The sequence below is a fragment of the Actinomadura sp. 6K520 genome (assembly GCF_004349245.1).
Classification (GTDB): Bacteria; Actinomycetota; Actinomycetes; order Streptosporangiales; family Streptosporangiaceae; genus Spirillospora.
The window spans coordinates 1-17,258 of record NZ_SMLC01000153.1 but is presented as its reverse complement, the minus strand read 5'-3'; the positions used below and the strand labels follow the sequence as shown (position 1 = coordinate 17,258).

The 17,258-nt window shown below is 70.6% G+C and carries 17 protein-coding genes; 5 read left to right on the top strand and 12 right to left on the bottom strand.

Going from position 1 to position 17,258, the window contains the following annotated elements; translation table 11 throughout:
• Positions 1-798, bottom strand: a 798-nt coding sequence (locus E1289_RS29345) for a hypothetical protein (protein ID WP_131985924.1), incomplete at its 3' end; no start/stop codon positions are given.
• Between the two features lie 133 nt (positions 799-931).
• Here E1289_RS29345 and E1289_RS29340 point away from each other — a divergent pair.
• Positions 932-1,711: a lysophospholipid acyltransferase family protein gene (locus E1289_RS29340; RefSeq protein ID WP_131985922.1), complete on the top strand. Its 780-nt coding sequence runs from the start codon at positions 932-934 to the stop codon at positions 1,709-1,711.
• A gap of 56 nt (positions 1,712-1,767) precedes the next feature.
• Positions 1,768-2,931: a DUF5925 domain-containing protein gene (locus E1289_RS29335; RefSeq protein ID WP_243713226.1), complete on the top strand. Its 1,164-nt coding sequence runs from the start codon at positions 1,768-1,770 to the stop codon at positions 2,929-2,931.
• Here the strand turns inward: E1289_RS29335 and E1289_RS29330 are convergent.
• A complete protein-coding gene (locus E1289_RS29330; protein WP_131985920.1) occupies positions 2,928-4,109 on the bottom strand; it encodes an aminotransferase class I/II-fold pyridoxal phosphate-dependent enzyme in 1,182 nt (393 codons plus the stop codon). The genes E1289_RS29335 and E1289_RS29330 overlap by 4 nt on opposite strands.
• A gap of 433 nt (positions 4,110-4,542) precedes the next feature.
• On the bottom strand, positions 4,543-5,340 hold the full coding sequence (locus tag E1289_RS29325; protein ID WP_131985918.1) for a DUF2470 domain-containing protein: 798 nt from the start codon (positions 5,338-5,340) through the stop codon (positions 4,543-4,545).
• 65 nt (positions 5,341-5,405) lie between these two features.
• Between E1289_RS29325 and rpsD the strand changes: the two genes are divergently transcribed.
• On the top strand, positions 5,406-6,014 hold the full coding sequence (gene rpsD / locus E1289_RS29320) for a 30S ribosomal protein S4 (RefSeq protein WP_207929226.1): 609 nt from the start codon (positions 5,406-5,408) through the stop codon (positions 6,012-6,014).
• Between the two features lie 14 nt (positions 6,015-6,028).
• Here rpsD and E1289_RS29315 read toward each other — a convergent pair whose 3' ends face one another.
• Genes E1289_RS29315 through E1289_RS29275 form a run of 9 tightly spaced genes read right to left on the bottom strand, consistent with a single transcriptional unit; the run spans position 6,029 to position 15,279 of the window.
• On the bottom strand, positions 6,029-7,006 hold the full coding sequence (locus E1289_RS29315; RefSeq protein WP_131985914.1) for a hypothetical protein: 978 nt from the start codon (positions 7,004-7,006) through the stop codon (positions 6,029-6,031).
• A gap of 21 nt (positions 7,007-7,027) precedes the next feature.
• Entirely contained in the window at positions 7,028-8,323 is a 1,296-nt protein-coding gene (locus E1289_RS29310) for an MCE family protein (protein ID WP_131985911.1), read from the bottom strand.
• A complete protein-coding gene (locus E1289_RS29305) occupies positions 8,320-9,381 on the bottom strand; it encodes an MlaD family protein (protein WP_131985909.1) in 1,062 nt (353 codons plus the stop codon). The genes E1289_RS29310 and E1289_RS29305 overlap by 4 nt, the downstream gene beginning before the upstream one ends.
• Entirely contained in the window at positions 9,381-10,466 is a 1,086-nt protein-coding gene (locus tag E1289_RS29300; RefSeq protein WP_131985907.1) for an MCE family protein, read from the bottom strand. The genes E1289_RS29305 and E1289_RS29300 overlap by 1 nt, the downstream gene beginning before the upstream one ends.
• Positions 10,466-11,491: an MlaD family protein gene (locus tag E1289_RS29295; RefSeq protein WP_131985905.1), complete on the bottom strand. Its 1,026-nt coding sequence runs from the start codon at positions 11,489-11,491 to the stop codon at positions 10,466-10,468. The genes E1289_RS29300 and E1289_RS29295 overlap by 1 nt, the downstream gene beginning before the upstream one ends.
• Positions 11,491-12,570, bottom strand: coding sequence for an MlaD family protein (locus E1289_RS29290; protein ID WP_131985903.1), 1,080 nt, complete (start codon positions 12,568-12,570; stop codon positions 11,491-11,493). The genes E1289_RS29295 and E1289_RS29290 overlap by 1 nt, the downstream gene beginning before the upstream one ends.
• On the bottom strand, positions 12,567-13,625 hold the full coding sequence (locus tag E1289_RS29285) for an MCE family protein (RefSeq protein WP_131985901.1): 1,059 nt from the start codon (positions 13,623-13,625) through the stop codon (positions 12,567-12,569). The genes E1289_RS29290 and E1289_RS29285 overlap by 4 nt, the downstream gene beginning before the upstream one ends.
• Positions 13,622-14,476, bottom strand: a complete 855-nt coding sequence (locus E1289_RS29280) for an ABC transporter permease (RefSeq protein ID WP_131985899.1) — start codon at positions 14,474-14,476, stop codon at positions 13,622-13,624. The genes E1289_RS29285 and E1289_RS29280 overlap by 4 nt, the downstream gene beginning before the upstream one ends.
• The gene (locus E1289_RS29275; protein WP_131985897.1) at positions 14,476-15,279 is read right to left on the bottom strand and encodes an ABC transporter permease; all 804 of its coding nucleotides are present in this window, start codon (positions 15,277-15,279) and stop codon (positions 14,476-14,478) included. The genes E1289_RS29280 and E1289_RS29275 overlap by 1 nt, the downstream gene beginning before the upstream one ends.
• 338 nt (positions 15,280-15,617) lie before the next feature.
• Between E1289_RS29275 and E1289_RS29270 the strand changes: the two genes are divergently transcribed.
• The gene (locus E1289_RS29270; RefSeq protein ID WP_243713225.1) at positions 15,618-16,208 is read left to right on the top strand and encodes a MarR family transcriptional regulator; all 591 of its coding nucleotides are present in this window, start codon (positions 15,618-15,620) and stop codon (positions 16,206-16,208) included.
• An 85-nt stretch (positions 16,209-16,293) separates the two neighbouring features.
• A complete protein-coding gene (locus E1289_RS29265) occupies positions 16,294-17,082 on the top strand; it encodes a lytic transglycosylase domain-containing protein (protein ID WP_131985895.1) in 789 nt (262 codons plus the stop codon).
• Positions 17,083-17,258: the final 176 nt, after the last annotated feature.

The window sequence follows — 17,258 nt, the reverse complement described above, 5'->3', positions numbered from 1 at the left end:
GGACGCGGGGAGGGGGGTCAGGCGGCGTTCGCCGTGGCTCCAGTAGACGCCCGGGGCGCAGGGGTCGTCGGCGTCGGCGTGCATCTCGCGGACGACGTCGGAGAACACCGGGAGGACCTCGCGCACCGCCATCGAAGTGATCGGGTACAGCAGCAGCGTGCTGTGGCACGGGACGCCGACCAGGGCGCCGTGCTCGTTCGGTCCCGGGAGGAACTGGTCGACCTCGCTGAGCAGCGCCGACACGTAGCGGCTGCCCGGCTTGGTGACGACGCGGACGTTGCGGCCCGGCAGCAGCGGCTGGTCGCGGACGTCGACGTCGGCCAGCTCGCGGTCATGGGTGTTCGTCATCACGTAGCCGAGCTTGTGCAGGCCGAGCAGACCGGCGCGGGCCTTGGTCAGCGGGCCGCCGTAGCGCGGGTGCTCGATCATCACCATCGCGTCGAAGTGGTCGCCGGCGGGGACGACGACGAGGCCCTCGCGGTCGCGCGGCGCGAGCTTCGGCACGATGCGCAGCCGCAGCAGCTCCCGGACGTCGCCGAACAGCTCCATCTCGCCGACCGCGAGGAACGCGCGGTCGCCGACCTCGCGCACCCACTCGTCCACCACGCGGGGCCACGCCGAGCGCGGCTCGCGGGAGCAGCGCTCCAGCACCGTCCAGCTGGAGGCCCGCGCCTCCGACCGGCCCACGGGCAGCACCACCTCGGAGGTGCCGGAATCGAACCAGGCGCTGGGCGCCAGCGCGGGGAGCACGTCGCGGATGAGCGCGTGCACGTCCGCCGCCGCGTCCAACGGTTCCATAGAGTGCTCATCCCCTTTCACCCATCAGCGGATCACGTCTATCCCACCTTCTCAGAGTTCGGCCCCGTTGTGGGATCCATCGCGATCCCCGGGTGCACTCGCTGATCATGAACGGCTCAAGTACGGTGCTCACATGGCCGAAATCGTGTACCCGCCGGTGATCAAGACGGCACTCGGGCTGTTCAAGGCCCTGAACATGAAGTTCCGTCTGGAGGGCGCGGAGCACATCCCCCGCACCGGCGGCGCGGTGCTGGTCAGCAACCACGTCAGCTACCTCGACTTCATCTTCGCCGGCCTGGCCGCGCACCCGGCGAAGCGGCTGGTGCGGTTCATGGCCAAGAAGGAGATCTTCGACAACCGGATCGGCGGGCCGCTGATGCGCGGCATGCATCACATTCCGGTGGACCGGAACGCGGGCGCCTCGTCCTACGCGGCGGCGCTGAAGGCGCTGAAGAGCGGGGAGATCGTCGGGGTGTTCGCCGAGGCGACGATCAGCCGCTCGTTCACGGTGAAGGAGATCAAGAGCGGTGCGGTGCGGATGGCGGTGGCGGGCAAGGTCCCGCTGGTGCCGGTGGCGCTCTGGGGGCCGCAGCGGCTGTGGACCAAGGGCCGCAAGCGGCGGCTGCTGCAGCGGAACGTGCCGGTGACGATCCTGATCGGCGAGCCGATGTACCCCAAGCGCGGCGACGACTACGAGCAGATCACCCGCGACCTGCACGCCCGCATGTCGGAGCTGCTGGAGCGGGCGCAGCGCGAGTACCCCGACGTCCCGCGGCAGGACGAGACGTGGTGGCAGCCCGCCTACCTCGGCGGGACGGCGCCGACGCCGGAGGAGGCCGCGAAGCTCGACCTGGAGGAGGCCGAGGCGCGCAAGGCCGCCCGCGAGGCCCGGGAGTCGCAGAAGGACGCCTGACGCGGCCCGGCTAATTCGGTGGACGCGGTCCACCGGCGAGCCTGATCATTTGTGGCATGACCATGTCGCAGGAGAGGCCGCAGGAGGTCCTGCATCTCGTCGGCCCCCGGGAGAACGCCACCGACCCGGGGCCGGAGTCCACGCTGCCCGTGGTCTTCAACCTGAACGACGGCAACTCGCCGGCCGACGTGATGGACGTGCTGTCACTGCGCCCGTTCGCGTCCGGTGAGCAGCCCTGGTCGCGCTCGACGCGGCTGGAGCACGTCCGCGCGGACGCGCCGCTGCGCCCGGAGGGCGCCCGGCTCGTGCGGGTCGCGCACGAGAAGGGCAAGGAGTCGGTGCTCGCCGAGGGCGACGGCTGGACGCTGCTGACGAACCGGTGGCGGAACGGCGTCGCCTACGTCGCCGTCTCCGCCGTCACCGAGGAGCTGGCCGAAAGCGTCCTCGACGCGTCCGTGAAGGACGCGACCGAGCCGCCGAAGGTCGACGACACCAGCGTCGACATGGGCTTCTGGCACATGGGGACGCACGGCCCGATCCGCAGCGAACGCTCGATCACCGCCGACCCGTGGGCGGACATCCGGCGCAACTACACCGCGCCGGTCGCCGCCGCCCTCGACGGCGTGATGGGCCTCACCGGCGCGGAGGTGCCGGGACGGCTGCTGCTCCTGCACGGCCCGCCCGGCACCGGCAAGACCACCGCGCTGCGCGCCCTCGCCCGCGCGTGGAACGGCTGGTGCCAGTCCGACTGCGTCCTCGACCCGGAGGCGCTGTTCGGCACGCCCAGCTACCTGATGGAGGTGGCCGTCGGCAACGACGAGGACGAGAACCGCCGCTGGCGGCTGCTCATCCTGGAGGACTGCGACGAGCTGATCCGCGGTGAGGCCAAGCAGTCGACGGGCCAGGGCCTGTCGCGGCTGCTCAACCTCACCGACGGGATGCTCGGGCAGGGCCGGGACGTCCTCGTGGCGATCACCACCAACGAGGACCTCGCGCGGCTGCACCCGGCGGTCGTGCGCCCCGGCCGGTGCCTCGCGCAGATCGAGGTGGGGCGACTCACCCAGGCCGAGGCGGCAGCGTGGCTGGACGGCACGGACGCCTCCCCCGACGAGATCGGCGCGGACGGCGCGACGCTCGCCGAACTGGCCGCACTCCGCAAGGGCGAGCGCCGCCCGGACACCGGGGAGGCCCCGATGTCCGCGACCGGCTTCTACCTCTAGCCCGCCTTCGCGAGGGCCTGTTCGATGTCGGCCCAGAGGTCGTCGGGGTGCTCCAGGCCGATGGACAGCCGCACGGTTCCCTCGCCGATCCCGGCGGCGGCGAGGGACGCGGCGTCCATCTGCCGGTGGGACGTGCTCGCGGGATGCATGACCAGCGACACGACCGCGCCGAGCGACGGGCCGAGCCCGATGAGCCGGACGGCCTCGGCGAACGTCCCGCCCGCGGCCCGCCCGCCGGCCAGTTCGAACGCGAGGACGCCGCCGGCGCCGTCCGGCAGCAGGCGGCGTGCCACCGCGTGCTGCGGGTGATCGCTCAGCCCCGGGTAGTGCACGCGGGTGACGGCCGGGTGCGCGGCGAGGCGGGCGGCGATGTCCAGCGCGGACGCGCTCTGCCGGGCCACGCGCATCGGCAGCGTGGCGAGGCCCCGGATGGTCAGCCACGCGGCGAACGGGGCGGCGGCGGTCCCCAGTTCGAGGGAGTGCTTCCAGACGCGATGATGCACAGTCGGGTCGGCGAAGACGGCGATCCCCCCGAGGACGTCCCCGTGCCCGCTGAGGTACTTCGTCGTCGAGTGGATGACGATGTCGACCCCGTGGTCGATGGGCCTGCAGAGGATGGGGGTGAAGGTGTTGTCCACGACGGTGAGGACGTCCCTTCCGCGGACGGCCTCGCAGAACGCCGGCAGGTCCGTCACGTGGGTGGTGGGGTTGGCGACCGTCTCCAGGTAGAGGACACGGGTGGTGGGGCGCAGCGCGTCACGCACCTCAGCCGGGTCGTCGCCGGGGATGAAGGTGACCTCGATACCCCATCGCTCGGCGAGGTCCAGCAGGAGCGCGTGCGTGCCGCCGTAGAGGGCGGACTGCGCGATGACGTGGTCGCCGCCGCGCAGCACCGCCAGCAGCACGGCGCTGATCGCGCCCATGCCGGACGCGGTGGCGAGGGCCCCGGCGCCGCCCTCCAGCTCGGTGACGGCCCGTTCGAGGGAGCGGACGGTCGGGTTGGCCATCCGGCCGTAGAAGAACGCCTCGTCCGGGCCCTGGAACGCGGCGGCCAGCCCGTCACCGGTGTCGAACGAGAACAGGTGGCCCTGGTAGATCGGGACCCCGACGGGGTCGCTGCCCTCCGGGACGATCACGGGCGGGTGCACGGCGCGGGTCTGCGGATGATGTCCGGTCATGCCTTCACCCTGCGGTGCACCGCCCGGACGGCGGAACGGCCAATCCCGTTCAGTGGCCTGTGCAGCGACATCGACCACCGCCGCAACCCCGCGACAACCTCAACGCTTGCGATCGCGTCCGAAGGCAGGTTCCGAGCGAAGCGAGAAACCTGATCGCGCAGCGAGCCCCCAGGGCGAGACGGAGCGATGCAGCGATCGCGCGCATTGCCCGCCGAAGGGAAGGCCCTCCAGGGCCTGACCGCCAAGGGCAATGCAAATAAGCACCGTCACCGGCTCGCCCACCCCGCGAGGGCGAACCGGTGATCGGGCCGTCCGGTCGGTCACGGCCTGTGTCCCGGCCGGCATCACGAGCATCACCCGGGAGGGCACCGCTCCGCCATCCGGGAGAACACCGCCAATTCGGGCGAGCGTCTCAGGGTCGCGGGCGTACGTACTACGGGTCGCTACGGGCGGCGCGGGCGAACAGGCGGCGGTACACGCGGCGCAGGCCGTGCAGATCACTGACGGGCTCGGTGAACGCGAGACGCAGATCGAACGACGTGGTCGCGTCCGGCGGAGCGGAGCAGCGCAGCCACATGCCGTACCGGTCGAGCGCCAGCGGCCGGACGGGCCCGGACGGGACGGACGCGGGCAGCAGCCCCGCCAGCTCGTCGCGATGGCTGGAGTCCAGGTGGGTGAGGATGCCGGCCTCGACGGCGACGAACGGGTCGGGGGCCGCGTCCGCGTACTCCTCCGGCTCCAGGGTGGCGCTCCCCCACGCGTCGTCGATCTCGACCTGCGCGACCTCCAGCGTGAGGATCGTCCACTCGTCCCGCTCGCGGCGTCCGTGGCGCTCGTCGCCGAGGTCGAGCAGTTCGGGACGGGGGTGGGCGCGGGAGAGCCGGAGCGCCGCGGCGCGCAGTTCCGCCGCGGGGACCTCGGTGAGCCAGCCGTGCAGCCAGGCCCGCCCGCGGACCCGGTCGGCCAGCGCGACGGGGGCGACGTCGGAGATCCGCAAGGTCGCGGGGATGTCGGGTTCGGTGGCGAGCGCGGCGGCGACCGGCGAGGCTGTGCGGACGAGCAGCAGCGGCCTGCCGTCCCGGTCGGCCGAGTACGCCGGGACGGGCGCGTACGGGACGCCCTGCGTCACGAGGACGCCGTCCGCGATGCCGTAGGCGAGGGTCCGCGCCCGTTCCGCCGCGGTCGGCCCCTCCGTGGTCTCCGTGCTCTGCGTGGTCTCCGCTCGCGGCACCGTACCCCTCCTTGATTTGTAGGTTAGGCTTACCTAACTTAGGCTTACCTAACCATTTGAGGAGCGTGATGAACAACCCCCGTCCCAAAGTTCGCATCTCGCGGGCACTCGGCGTCCCGCTGACCCCCAAGGCCGTGAAGTACTTCGAGGCCCGCCCCTACCCGCCCGGCATGCACGGCCGGGCCCGCAAGCAGGAGTCCGGCTACAAGCTCCGGCTCCGCGAGAAGCAGCGGCTCCGCGCGCAGTACAACATCCGGGAGGCGCAGCTCCGCAACGCCTTCACCAAGGCCGCGAAGGCCGGCGGCAAGACCGGCGACGAACTGCTCATCGACCTGGAACGCCGGCTGGACGCCCTCGTCCTGCGCGCCGGGTTCGCCCGCACGATCTACCAGGCGCGGCAGTTCGTCGTCCACCGCCACGTCCTGGTCAACGGCCGCCGCGTCGACCGGCCCTCCTACCGGCTCCGGCCGGACGACGTCATCACGATCGCCGCGCGCAGCCGGCAGATGGACGCCTTCCAGATCGCCGCCGCCGGCGGGCACGCCGAGACCGTCCCGCCCTACCTGGAGGTCCGCCACGACGCCCTGGCCGCCCGCCTCATCCGCCTGCCCGAACGCGACGAGATCCCCGTCATCTGCAACGAACAACTGGTCGTCGAGCACTACTCCAGGTGACCCAGGGGTCGGGGTCAGTCGCCGGGCTTTTTGCTCGTCTCCGGGTTCGGTGACGTGGACGCGCCGCCGGTCGGGGCCGTCGGGAGCTGGCCCTGGCCCTGGTTCTGGTCGTTCGCGCCGGACGCGTACTGCTTGGTGACCTTCCACTCGCCGTCGATCTTGGCGAGGGCCAGCCGGAGCAGCGTGGCCGGGGCCGAGGTGGCGCCGTCCTTGGTCTTGACGTCGATGTCCACCATGACGACGGCCGTGGCGAACTTTCCGTCCACGCTGCCCACGAAGACCTGGTTGGTCTTGGACGTGAGCGACAGTTCCGGGTTGCTCTTGAAGGTCTCGCCGAGGCTGGGGAGCGTGGTGCTCTTGAACGTCTCCAGCAGGTCGCCGCCCATCAGCTTCTGGGCCTTGTCCATCTGCGACTGGTAGTTCTGCGCGTTGTAGTTGAGCGCGACGTCACCGTACGCGGAGGCGACCGTGCTCACGTCCTCCCGGTCGCCCTTCTCGGACGACAGGCCGCTCGCGGTCCGCCACTGCCAGATCGCGAGGCTCGCCAGCAGCGCGACGAGGACGGCGATCACCGCGGCCTGCACCATGGTCAGCCCGAAGATCCCGGACCGGGCCGGGGCGTCCTCGGCGGGCTCGGGGGTGCTCTTGCGGACCGTGACCTTCCGCGGCGCCTCCTCCTCCGGCTCCTCGGCCTCGTCCTCCGGGGGTTCGAGGCGGGTCGGGCGCGGCTTGGCGGCCTTCGCGGCGGGCTCGGCGGCGGCCTTCGCCTTGGCGGGACGGGCCGGAGGCTCCTCCTCCTCCTCGTCCTCGTCCTCGTCCTCGGCGTCGAGGGCCTCCAGGACCTCGTCGAGGTCCTCGTCGTCGATGACCTCGATGACCCGCACCCGGCGCTTGCGCTTGGCGGGCCGCCGCGCGGCCTCGGTCTCCGGGGTCTCCTCGGCCGGGACCGCCTCGACCTCGTCGACCTCGTCCTTGCCGGTCTTGGCTGTCACTTGGGAACTCCTCGGGTTGGGTCAGTCCTTGCGCCGGCGAAGCCGGCCCAGGCGGGACACCACGGGCACCGAGCCCATCATGACCCTGATCAGCACCAGCAGGGCGATGACCGGGGGAACGTACACTAGCCACATCGGCGGCCCGCCAGAAGAGTCCTCGTTGTTCGCGGCCTTCTGGGCGTCGACCTTGCGCTGGTCGAGGGCGGGATCGTGGGTCGGGATCGTGTCGCCCGAGCTCTTGGCCTTGTAGGGCTTCTGCTTGGTCGCCGCGGGGTTCCTGCCGTCCGGGCAGGACGGAACCTTGGCGGTCTTGGGCTGCGGCAGCGGGTACTTGTACTCCAGCGTCGCCTTCGTGTTCAGCGTGACCTCGAACCAGACGTTCAGGACGGGCGCGCCCTCGTCGGTCCCGACCACGTTGTCCAGGACGACGTTCAGGTCCGGCGCGTTCCGGAGCGTCTGGCGGAGGTCGCTGTAAAGGGACGGGTTGTGCCGCGTGAGCCCCCAGTTGCCGAGCACGTCGACCGTGCACTCGAAGTCGGGGCCGGTCTTGTCCAGCAGGTCGTTGACCGTGGTGATCAGGTCGGGTCCCCGGTCGCGCAGCTCCGCGATCTGCCCGCGGACCTGGCTGAGCGCGCCGACGAGGGCCGCCAGGTCGTCGACCCCGGCGCCGAGCGACCCCCGGTTGGCGTTCAGCACCTGGGTGATCCTGGCGAGGTCGTCGGTCAGCCCGTCGAGCAGCTCGGTGTTCTGCGCGAACGTGGCCGTCAGCTGGTCGCTGCCGTTGATGACCTGCCGGAGCGACTGCTCGCGCCCGGACCAGCCCTCGGCCAGCTCGTGCGTGACGACCCTGGCGTCCTCGGGGTCGATGGCCTTCAGGCTGTCGATGACGGCGCCGAACAGGTCGCCGTACGCGGGCGGGACCTCGGTCCGCGACACCGGGATGCGCGAGCCGGGCTTCATCGGCGGCGCGTCGGCCTTGCCGGGCGCGGGGGTCAGCTCGACCACCGGCTCGCCGACCGCGGACTTGCGGGCCGCGGCGGCGGTGACCCCCTCCGGGATCTTGACGCCGCGCTCGATGTCCAGCCGGACGACGACCTTGTCCTTCTCCAGCTGCACCGAATCGATCTTGCCGATCCGCAGGCCGAGGTAGTCGACCTCGAAGTGCGGGTGCAGGCCCGGCGAGGACGCGAACTCGACCGTGATGTGGTACGGGCGGTCGATGAAGTCGAACCGGACGACGTTGTTGAACGCCCACACCGCCATGAGCACGGCGAGCGCGCCGAAGACGGCCAGGTTGGTGATGATTCTCGTGCTCATCGGCGCGGCTCCAGAAGCTGCTCGATGCCCGGCATCGCGGTCTTGAGCTCCTTCGGGATCGGGCTCCCGCCCGTGCTCGACGGCTCGGCCGGATAGTCGAGCCCGGGGATGACCGGCGACCCGTCCGCCCAGACGAACCGCAGCAGCGGGTAGAGCAGCAACTGGCCGTCGTAGCTCGCCAGTGGCAGCCTCTCGCTGAAGGTCACCAGGCCGTCGACCAGGTCGGTGAGCCGCTTGCGGTTGGTGCCGAGTTCCCGCAGGACGGGGTCGATGTCCTCAAGGAGCGCCCGGAACCGGCCGATGCGCCGCTCCAGGACCTTGTCGTTCAGCTCGCGGGCCATCCGGGTCAGCCGGTCGACCGCGTGGATGATCTCTTCCTTGTTGTCGTTCAGCAGCCGGGTGGTGCGCTCGATCTGGCCGGGCGCCTCGTCCAGCGCGTCAGCGTTCTTGGCGAGGGACCGGCCGAGCTGGGCGAACCTGTCGACCGACTCCCCCAGCTCGCGGCGCTGGTCGGCGAACATCTTCAGCAGCCCGCTCGCCTGCGCGATCGTCTTGTTGAGCTTCTCGCCGTTGCCGTCCAGCGCGGTCGCCCCGGCGTTGACGACCGTGGCCACGTCGTCGCCGGCCAGCGCCTCGATCAGCGGCCCGGCCTGCCCGACGACCTGCTCGAACGACGGCTGGACGCTGGTGTCGACGATCTCCGCGCCGTCGGTGTAGAAGGGACCGGTGCTCATGTTCCGGCCCGGCGGGATCCGCAGCTCGACGTAGTTCTCGCCGAGCAGCGACGTCACCCTGATCTCCGCCCGGGTACCCTTCGGGATCTTGACGTGGTCCTCGACGGACAGCGTCACCTTGGACTTGTAGCCGTCGAGCTCGACCTTCGTGACGCTGCCGATCGTGATGTCGGACATCTGCACGCTGTGCCCGGCGACCAGCTGCTGCACGTCGTCGAACTTCGCGGTCAGCGTGACCTTGCCCTTCGGGGCGCCCGCCGTCTGGTAGGAGCAGCCGGAGACCGCCAGGGCCGCGGTGACGACGAGCACGAGGAGCACCCTCATCAGTTGCCTCCGTTGTCCCAGGGACAGTTCGAGTTGGGCGGTGGCAGCGGGCAGCCGACCTCGTCGGTGTCCATCAGGCCCTTCAGCCACGTCCGGACGAACGCGTCCGTGGCGAACCTGATGTGCAGCGACTTGTCCTTGTGGTTGTAGCCGCCCATGAGCGCGTCGCCGACGGCGGGCAGCGCCTCCACCAGCTGCGCGATCTGCGCGGCGTTGCCCTTGAGGACGAGCGCGAACCGGGTGAGGACGGCCAGGTCGTACGGCAGCTGCCCCTTGTACTTCTGGAGCAGCTTGTCGCCCTGCTCGGCCAGTTCGAGCACGCCGCCGATGAGCTGCTTCATCTCCTCGCGCTCGGAGCTGAGCACCCGGGACGCCTCCCCGAAGTCCCGGATGAGCGTGCCGAGGACCTCCTCGCGTCCCCGCACGACCCCGGCGAGCCGGTCGAGGTTCCGCGCGACCTCGATCAGCTCCTTGTCCTGCCCGGCGACGTTCTCGACCAGGCGGGCGCTCTGCTCCAGGGCCGCGTTGAACGGCCTGCCGCTGCCGTCGAGGGTCTCGGCGGCGGTGCCGAGCGCCGACTGCATCTTGGTCGGGTCGAGGGCGTTCGCGAGGTTGGTGAACGATTCGAGCGCGTCGTCCACCTCGACCGGCACGTGGGTGCGCTCCATCGGGATGACGTCCGAGGTCTCCTTCGGCTGCCCCGGCTGCCACGCCGGGTGCAGCACGAGGTTGCGCTCGCCGATCAGGTTCAGCGGGACGATCGACGCCTGCACGCCCTTCGGGAGCGGGACGTCCCGGCGCAGGTGGAACGTCACCTTGACCCGGTCACCCTGGTTCTCGACCTTGTCGACGAGGCCGACGTCGGCGCCCATCACCTTGACCTTGGACTCCTCGTAGAAGGAGCGGGCCTTCGGGACGAAGACCACCATGGTCCGCTCACCGCCCGCGGACGGAGCGAGCGAGCAGCCGCCCAGGGCGGACAGCAGCGCCAGGCTGAGCGCGACGGCGGCGCCCCGGACCCCGCGAGGGCTTCTCCGGGCAGCGGCCCTCTCCGACGTGCGCGAAGCGGCGGCGGGACGGCTCATCAGTTGCCTCCCTGGGGTTTCCGCGGCACCGAGTGCGGGCCGGGCGGCTGCAGCGGGCCGAGGCCGATGAGCAGGCCCTCCACCCAGGGCCCGTTGCCCTTGACCTTGGCGACCTGCGCGAACGTCGGCCCGAGCAGGGAGAAGTCGGTGTTCAGCGCGTCCATGTTCGGCGCCAGCCGGGTGGTCAGCAGGTGGAGGTTGTCGAGCAGCCGGTCGAGCTTCTTCTCGTTCTGGGAGATGACGTTGGACAGCGTCCGGACCGTCCGGTTGCCCTGCCCGACCGTCGCGGCGAGCTCGTTGCGGCGCCGCACGAGCGTGTCCAGCAGCACCTGGCTCGAGTTGATGATCTCGCGGAGCTGCTGGTCCTTCGACGCCAGCGTGCCGGTGATCGTCTTGCTGCTGTCGATCAGCCGCTCGATCTCCGGGTAGGAGTCGTTCAGCATCCGCGACAGCTCCTGGACGTTGGCCAGGATCCGCTGCAGCTTCTCCGCGCTCGGCGACTCGATCTTGTTGACCTGGGTGAGCAGCTTGTCGACGCTCTTCTGGTCGAGCTTGCCGACGATGTTCTGCGCGCCCTCCAGGGCGTCCGGGACGGTGAACGGGACGCTGGTGCGCGCCAGCGGGATCCGCCGTTTCGACTCCGGGACCTCCGCGAGGTAGGGCTTGGCGACGGGGCCGGACAGCCGCAGGTACCGGCCGCCGAGCAGCGTCGTCGTGGTGATCTCCGCGCGGGTCTGCGGCCCGAGGTCGATCCCGGCGTCGACGTGCCAGGTGACGATGACCTTGCCGCGCCGGAAGTCGGGTTCGACGCCGGTGATCCGGCCCGCCTTCACGCCCGCGACCCGGACGTCCTGCCCCTTCTTCAGCCCGGCGACGTCGGCGAACTCGCCGCTCATCGTGTAGCCGCGGTCGAACAGGTGCAGCTGGCCGACGGCGAACGCGAACACGCAGGCGGCGCCGAGCGCGGTCAGGGTGCCGATCGCGACGATCTTGTGGTTGACGTCGCGCAGGGACTTCAGCGCCATCAGCCGCCACCCCCCTGCAGCATCTTCCGCAGTTTGTCGAGCTCGTTCTGGGTCGGCTGGCCCGTCCCGGGCGCCCTCGGCAGTTCCATCTCGAAGGGGCACGGTCCCTGGACGACGTTCAGGCAGAGCGCGTTCGAGCGCAGGAAGTGGCCGCCGTTCGTGGCGGCGAACAGCTGCCGCAGCGTCAGCGGGAGCTGCTGCACCATCTTCTCCAGCTGATCGACGTTCAGGCGGAACGTCTCGGCGAACTTGCCCAGGTTGTCGATGATGCGGGTGAGCTGCGCGTCCCGGCCGCCGAGCACGGCGTTGAGGTTGGTCGTGACGCCCGAGATCTCGACGACCGCGTCCTCCAGCAGCCGGCGGTTGTTCGCGAACACCTTGGTCAGCGACTCCAGGTTGTCGACGCTGGCCGCGATCTGCTGGTCGCGCTTCGCGACCGCCTGGCTCACCGTCTCGTAGTTGTCGATCATCTGCTCGATGGTCTTCTTGCGGGCCGCGAACGTCTGCAGGAGCAGGTCCATGTTGTTCGTGAGCATGGAGATGTTCTGCTCGTTGCCCTCAAGCGCCTGCGAGAAGGAGAAGAGGATCTTGTTGAGCTGGTCCGGGTCCAGGTTGCGGGTCAGCGGGCCGAGGCCGTTGACGATGTCGCCGAGGTCCACCACCGACCTGGTGTGCGGGACGCGGTCGCCGTTGCCGAGCTTGGCCTGCTCCCGTCCCGGCTCCAGGTAGATGACGCGCTGGCCCATGACGTTGCGCCAGCGGATCGCGGCGGTGGAGTCCTTCGGGACCCGGACCTCCCGGTCGATCCGCATCTCGACCACGGCCTTGCCCCGGACGACCTCGATGCCCTCGACCCGCCCGACGGGCGTGCCGGCGACCTTCACGTCGTCGCCTTCCAGCAGCCCGGTGACGTCGTCGAACGTCGCGGTCAGCGCGTAGCGGTCCCGGAAGCTCGTGCCGAGGATCAGCTGGCCGATGTAGAAGGTGAGCAGCCCGGTCACCGCCACGAACGCGATGGTCTTGAGCAGCGTGGCTCTGTCGGGCCCACGCACGGTCTTGCCGCGCAGCCGCGGGCTCATGGCCGCCCTCCGTTGCCGTTCCCGTTCGCCGCGGCGCCCTGGCCGGGCGAGCAGACGTCGATGAAGATCTGGCAGATGTCCAGGGGCAGCGGGTTGCGCGCCTGCGCGATCACCGTGCCCTCCGGGCCCGGCACCCGGATGATCTTGGACAGCAGGCCGAAGAAGCCGATCAGCCCGTCCATCATCACCGGCAGGTTGTGGAGCTCGGTGTTGAGCACGCGGGCGAGGTTGCCGCCGCCGTCGATGAGCCTGCCGAGGTTCGCGCCGTGGCCCTGCAGGGTCGTGCCGACCTTGTCGCCGAGCTCACCGCCCTGGTCGAGCAGCTGCTCGACCTTGTCGGGCCGCTCGTTGACGACCTGCGAGAGCCGGTTGAAGTCGGTGGTCAGCGCGGCGATCGTGTCGCCGCGGGGGCCGAGCGTGCCCGACACCCCGTTGATGTTGTGCAGCAGCGCGTTGAGCGCCGCCCGGTCCTGATAGGTGGCGTCCACGACCTTGGCGCCGTTGTCGACCGTCCGGCGCAGCGCCGGGCCCTGCCCGGAGAGGCCGGTGCCGAACGTGTGCAGGATCGTGGCCACCTCGTCCGGGTCGATGGCCTTGGTCAGCCGGTAGGCGGGCCAGGCGGTGTCGGACAGCTCCTCGGGGTCCTCGGTCTTGGTGACCACCCCGCCGTCCTTCAGGTACGGGCCGGTGACCTCGTGCGCGCCGAGGTCGAGGACGAGGTCCTTCGGCCCGAACACCGAGACCGGCTCGATCGACGCGACCGTGGTGTCGGCCACCTGGACGCCCTCGTTCACCCGGATCCTGACCTTGACGCGGCCGCTGTCGGTGAGCGAGAGCCGGTCGACGGTGCCGATCGCGATGCCGCGGATCTTCACGTCCGACTTGCCGGGGTCGAGGCCCTGGCCCGCCCGTCCGAACGTCGCGGTGTAGTAGGTGGAGCCCCCGTGGGACGGCTGCGTCCCGACGGCGACGAACACGGCGCCCGCCGCGATGACGCCCGCGCCGACCAGCCCGAAGATCGTCCGGGAGCGGGTGGACAGTGTCTCCTCGCTCATCCGGTCAACCTCACCGTGCCGCCGTGGCCCCAGAAGATGTAGGACAGGACCAGGTTCATCAGGATCATCAGGATGGTCGACTCCCGGATCGCGCGGCCCGCGGCGACGCCGACGCCTACCGGGCCGCCCGCCGCGTAGTAGCCGCGGTAGCAGTGGATGAACATGATGATGAACGCGAACACCGCCACCTTGATGACGCTGTAGAACACGTCGATCGGCGGCAGGTAGAGGTGAAAGTAGTAGTCGTAGATACCGGGCGAAAGGCCGAAGTACTGGATCGTGATGAACCTGGTGGCGAAGAACGCCATGAACAGCGAGACCAGGTACAGCGGCACGAGCGCGATGACGCCGGCGGCGACCCGGGTGGCCACCAGGTAGGCCAGGGAGTTGATGCCCATGACCTCCAGCGCGTCGATCTCCTCGGAGATCCGCATCGCGCCGATCTCGGCGGTGAAGCCGGTGCCGACCTGGGCGACGAGCGCGACGCCCGCGATGATCGGGGTCACCTCGCGGACGTTGGAGTAGCTCGCGACGAGCCCGGTGAACGCCTCCGCGCCGATGCGTTCCAGCCCGGGATAGCCCTGCAGGCCGACCATCGCGCCGGTGGCCAGCGACATCGTCGCGATGACGAAGATCATGCCGCCGCCGATGACCAGCGCGCCGACGCCGACGGTGATGTCGCTGACCTGCTTGGCGAGCGTCCTGCCGTACTTGCGGCGGATGATGATGTCGACGAACAGGTGGTAGAGGACTCGGCCGAGGAAGACCGGCAGGTCCGCCGAGGCGGCGAGACCCGCGGTCCGGGCCCTGACGGCACGGCCCAGCTTGCGGACGGGGGTTATGGCGACCATCAGAACCTCGGGGGGAACAGGACCTGGTAGATCATGGTGAGGATGTAGTTCGTCGCGAACACCACGATCGAGGTGACGACGACCGCCTTGTTGACCGCGCGGCCCACGCCGACCGGGCCGTAGTCGCAGTTCATGCCCATGTAGCAGGCGACGGCGGCGGCGATGAACCCGAACACCCACGCCTTGAACAGGGTGATCATCAGGTCCGAGAACTGGAGCAGGGTGGTGGCGCCGTCGAAGAACGCGCCGGGGCTGACGCCCTGCTGGATGACGTTGAAGTAGTAGCCGCCCAGGACGCCCGCCAGGATCACCACCGAGCAGAGCAGCCCGGACACCATGCTCGCCGCCCACAGCCTGGGGGTGACCAGGCGGTGGATCGGGTTGATGCCCATGACCTCCATGGCCGCGAGTTCGTCGCGGATGTGGCGGGCGCCCATGTCTGCGGTGATGGCCGAGCCGCCGACGCCGGAGACCAGCAGCGCGGCGGCCAGCGGCGCCACCTGCTGGATCATCGCGGCGGTCAGCAGCGCGCCGGTCCCGGACTGCGCGCCGAGCTGCCGGGCGATGTCGCCGACCTGCAGTGAGATGGTGGCGCCGAGCGGCACCGCGATCAGCATGACCGGGATGCTCGTCACGCGGGCGAGGAACCAGCACTGCTCGATGAACTCGCCCCACCACTGGCGGACGTCCCAGGTGCGGCGGAGGCCCTCCAGGAGGGTCACGCACAGCAGCCCTGTCTCGTCGAGGGCTCGCCCGACACGTCTGCGCGCCAGGTCGGGGGCCTTCGTCAGGCTCACGGCCATCAGGCGGTGACCTCCCACGGCGGGGCCTGCGCCCCGGACGCGGGTGGACCGTTCCGCGGGGACGATCCCCGCCACGCGGGTTCGCGAAGGGCCATAGAGCCTCCCTCGATCTCGGACGTCGGCGCCCATCCGATGCACGGCATCCGCCGGGCCACCGGCGGCGCCCTCGTACCTGCTCTTGTTCGCGCCGCCTTGGTCTCGGCAGAGACCGGGATCACCCGCGGCCCCGGCGCCCTAGCAAGCACTTGGGTACCGCCTGTGATCTGAGGCACTCTATTGGAAGAAGGTCTAAGAAGCGAGTACTTACAAGTTGATTTGTCCGAAGCTACGATCGGCCGGTGCGAACCGAGGCGCGACGCGACATCGCTGACGAGGCAGAAGACGAGATGGACGACGGTATCGACCCACTGGTCATGGGCGTCAGGGACCGCTGGGAGGGGCAGGGCCTCCGCGGCGGGCCGTGGCCGTTCATGTCCATCTGCGCCGTCGGACGCCTCAACCAGCTGCTCATGAAGGCGCTGGAGGTCGAGCTGAAACGCCTCGGCCTCACCCGCACCGGGTACTTCCTGCTGACGACCCTCGCCCTGTCCACCCGCGGCCGGTCCCGGCTGAGCACCCTCGGCCGGATCCTGATGATGCACCCGACGACCGTGAAGCTCACCGCCGACCAGCTGGAGGTCGCGGGCCTGGTCACCCGCGCCCCGCATCCCCGCGACCGGCGCGCCACGCTCGTCGAGATCACCGCGGCGGGACGCGACCGGGTGAACGAGGTGAGCCTGGCGCTGGAGGCCCCCGACGGGGAGCTCGCGGTGTTCGGCGGGATGCACCGCCACATCTTCGAATCCCTGCAACCCGCGCGCCTTGCGGCGGGCGACGTGGAACTGTTGAACCCTGGCGCCGGACGGGACGGGGGTGACCACGACCGGTGAACCAGGCGGGTGAACCATGTGTCACCCTGTCGGCGTACCTCCTCCAGGACGACACGATCCCCGGGCGATAAGGCAGGCTTCACCTATGCCAAAGAGTCGCGGCACGCGCGGAAGTCACAGCGCCGGCAGGCGGCGCGCGAGTGTCCCCCCGCCCCGGGAGCCGGCCGAGTCCCACCAGCTCGACCCGTACGGGCCGCCCGGTTTCCGCCCCGAGAAGAAGCGGCGGCTGCGGCGGGCGCTCACCAGCAACGTCACCATCACGGCCGTCGCCATCGGCGCGGTCGGCGCCGCGGTCGTCCTGGTGGACATCGACCGGTTCGTCGAGGACGACTCCAAGCCCCCGAAGATGGCCGCCGCCGACCTGTCGACCAACGACATGCTCGCCAGGCTGACGTCCGCGTCCGACATGGACCCGGTCGCCGCCGACGCGGTCGCCGCCGCCAAGAAGCGGGCCTACGAGGAGCACCAGCGCGAGCTGAAGAGGCTCAAGGAGAAGGCCAAGCGCGAGGCGAAGGCGCGGGCCGAGCTGAAGGCCCGGCAGGAGCGCGAGCGGCTCGCCAAGTCCAACCCGAGCGCGGGGCAGAACAAGGCGTACGGCAAGAAGATGAACGCCCTCAAGGGGTGGAGCCGCTGCTGGCCGTCGCTGCTCACGCTGTGGGAGCACGAGAGCAACTGGAACGAGCGGGCCGAGAACCCCTCCAGCGGCGCCTACGGCATCCCGCAGTCGCTGCCGGGCAGCAAGATGGCCAGCGCCGGGGCCGACTGGCGCACCAGCTCGCCCACCCAGATCGCGTGGGGGCTCGGCTACATCAAGGCCCGCTACGACGACCCGTGCGGCGCGTGGGCCTTCTGGCAGCGCAACAACTGGTACTGAGTCCCGGGTACTGAGTCCCGGGCGCCGGGTCCCGGGTTGCGGCGTGATGCCCCGCGCGGGTATCCGCGGCCTGGCACCATGGTGGGATGCGGACGAGCAGGGCGCCGCGCGCCGGCGGCGCGGACGAGACCGAGAACGGCACGGCGGGCGGCACAGGGGGCGGCACAGGGGGCGGC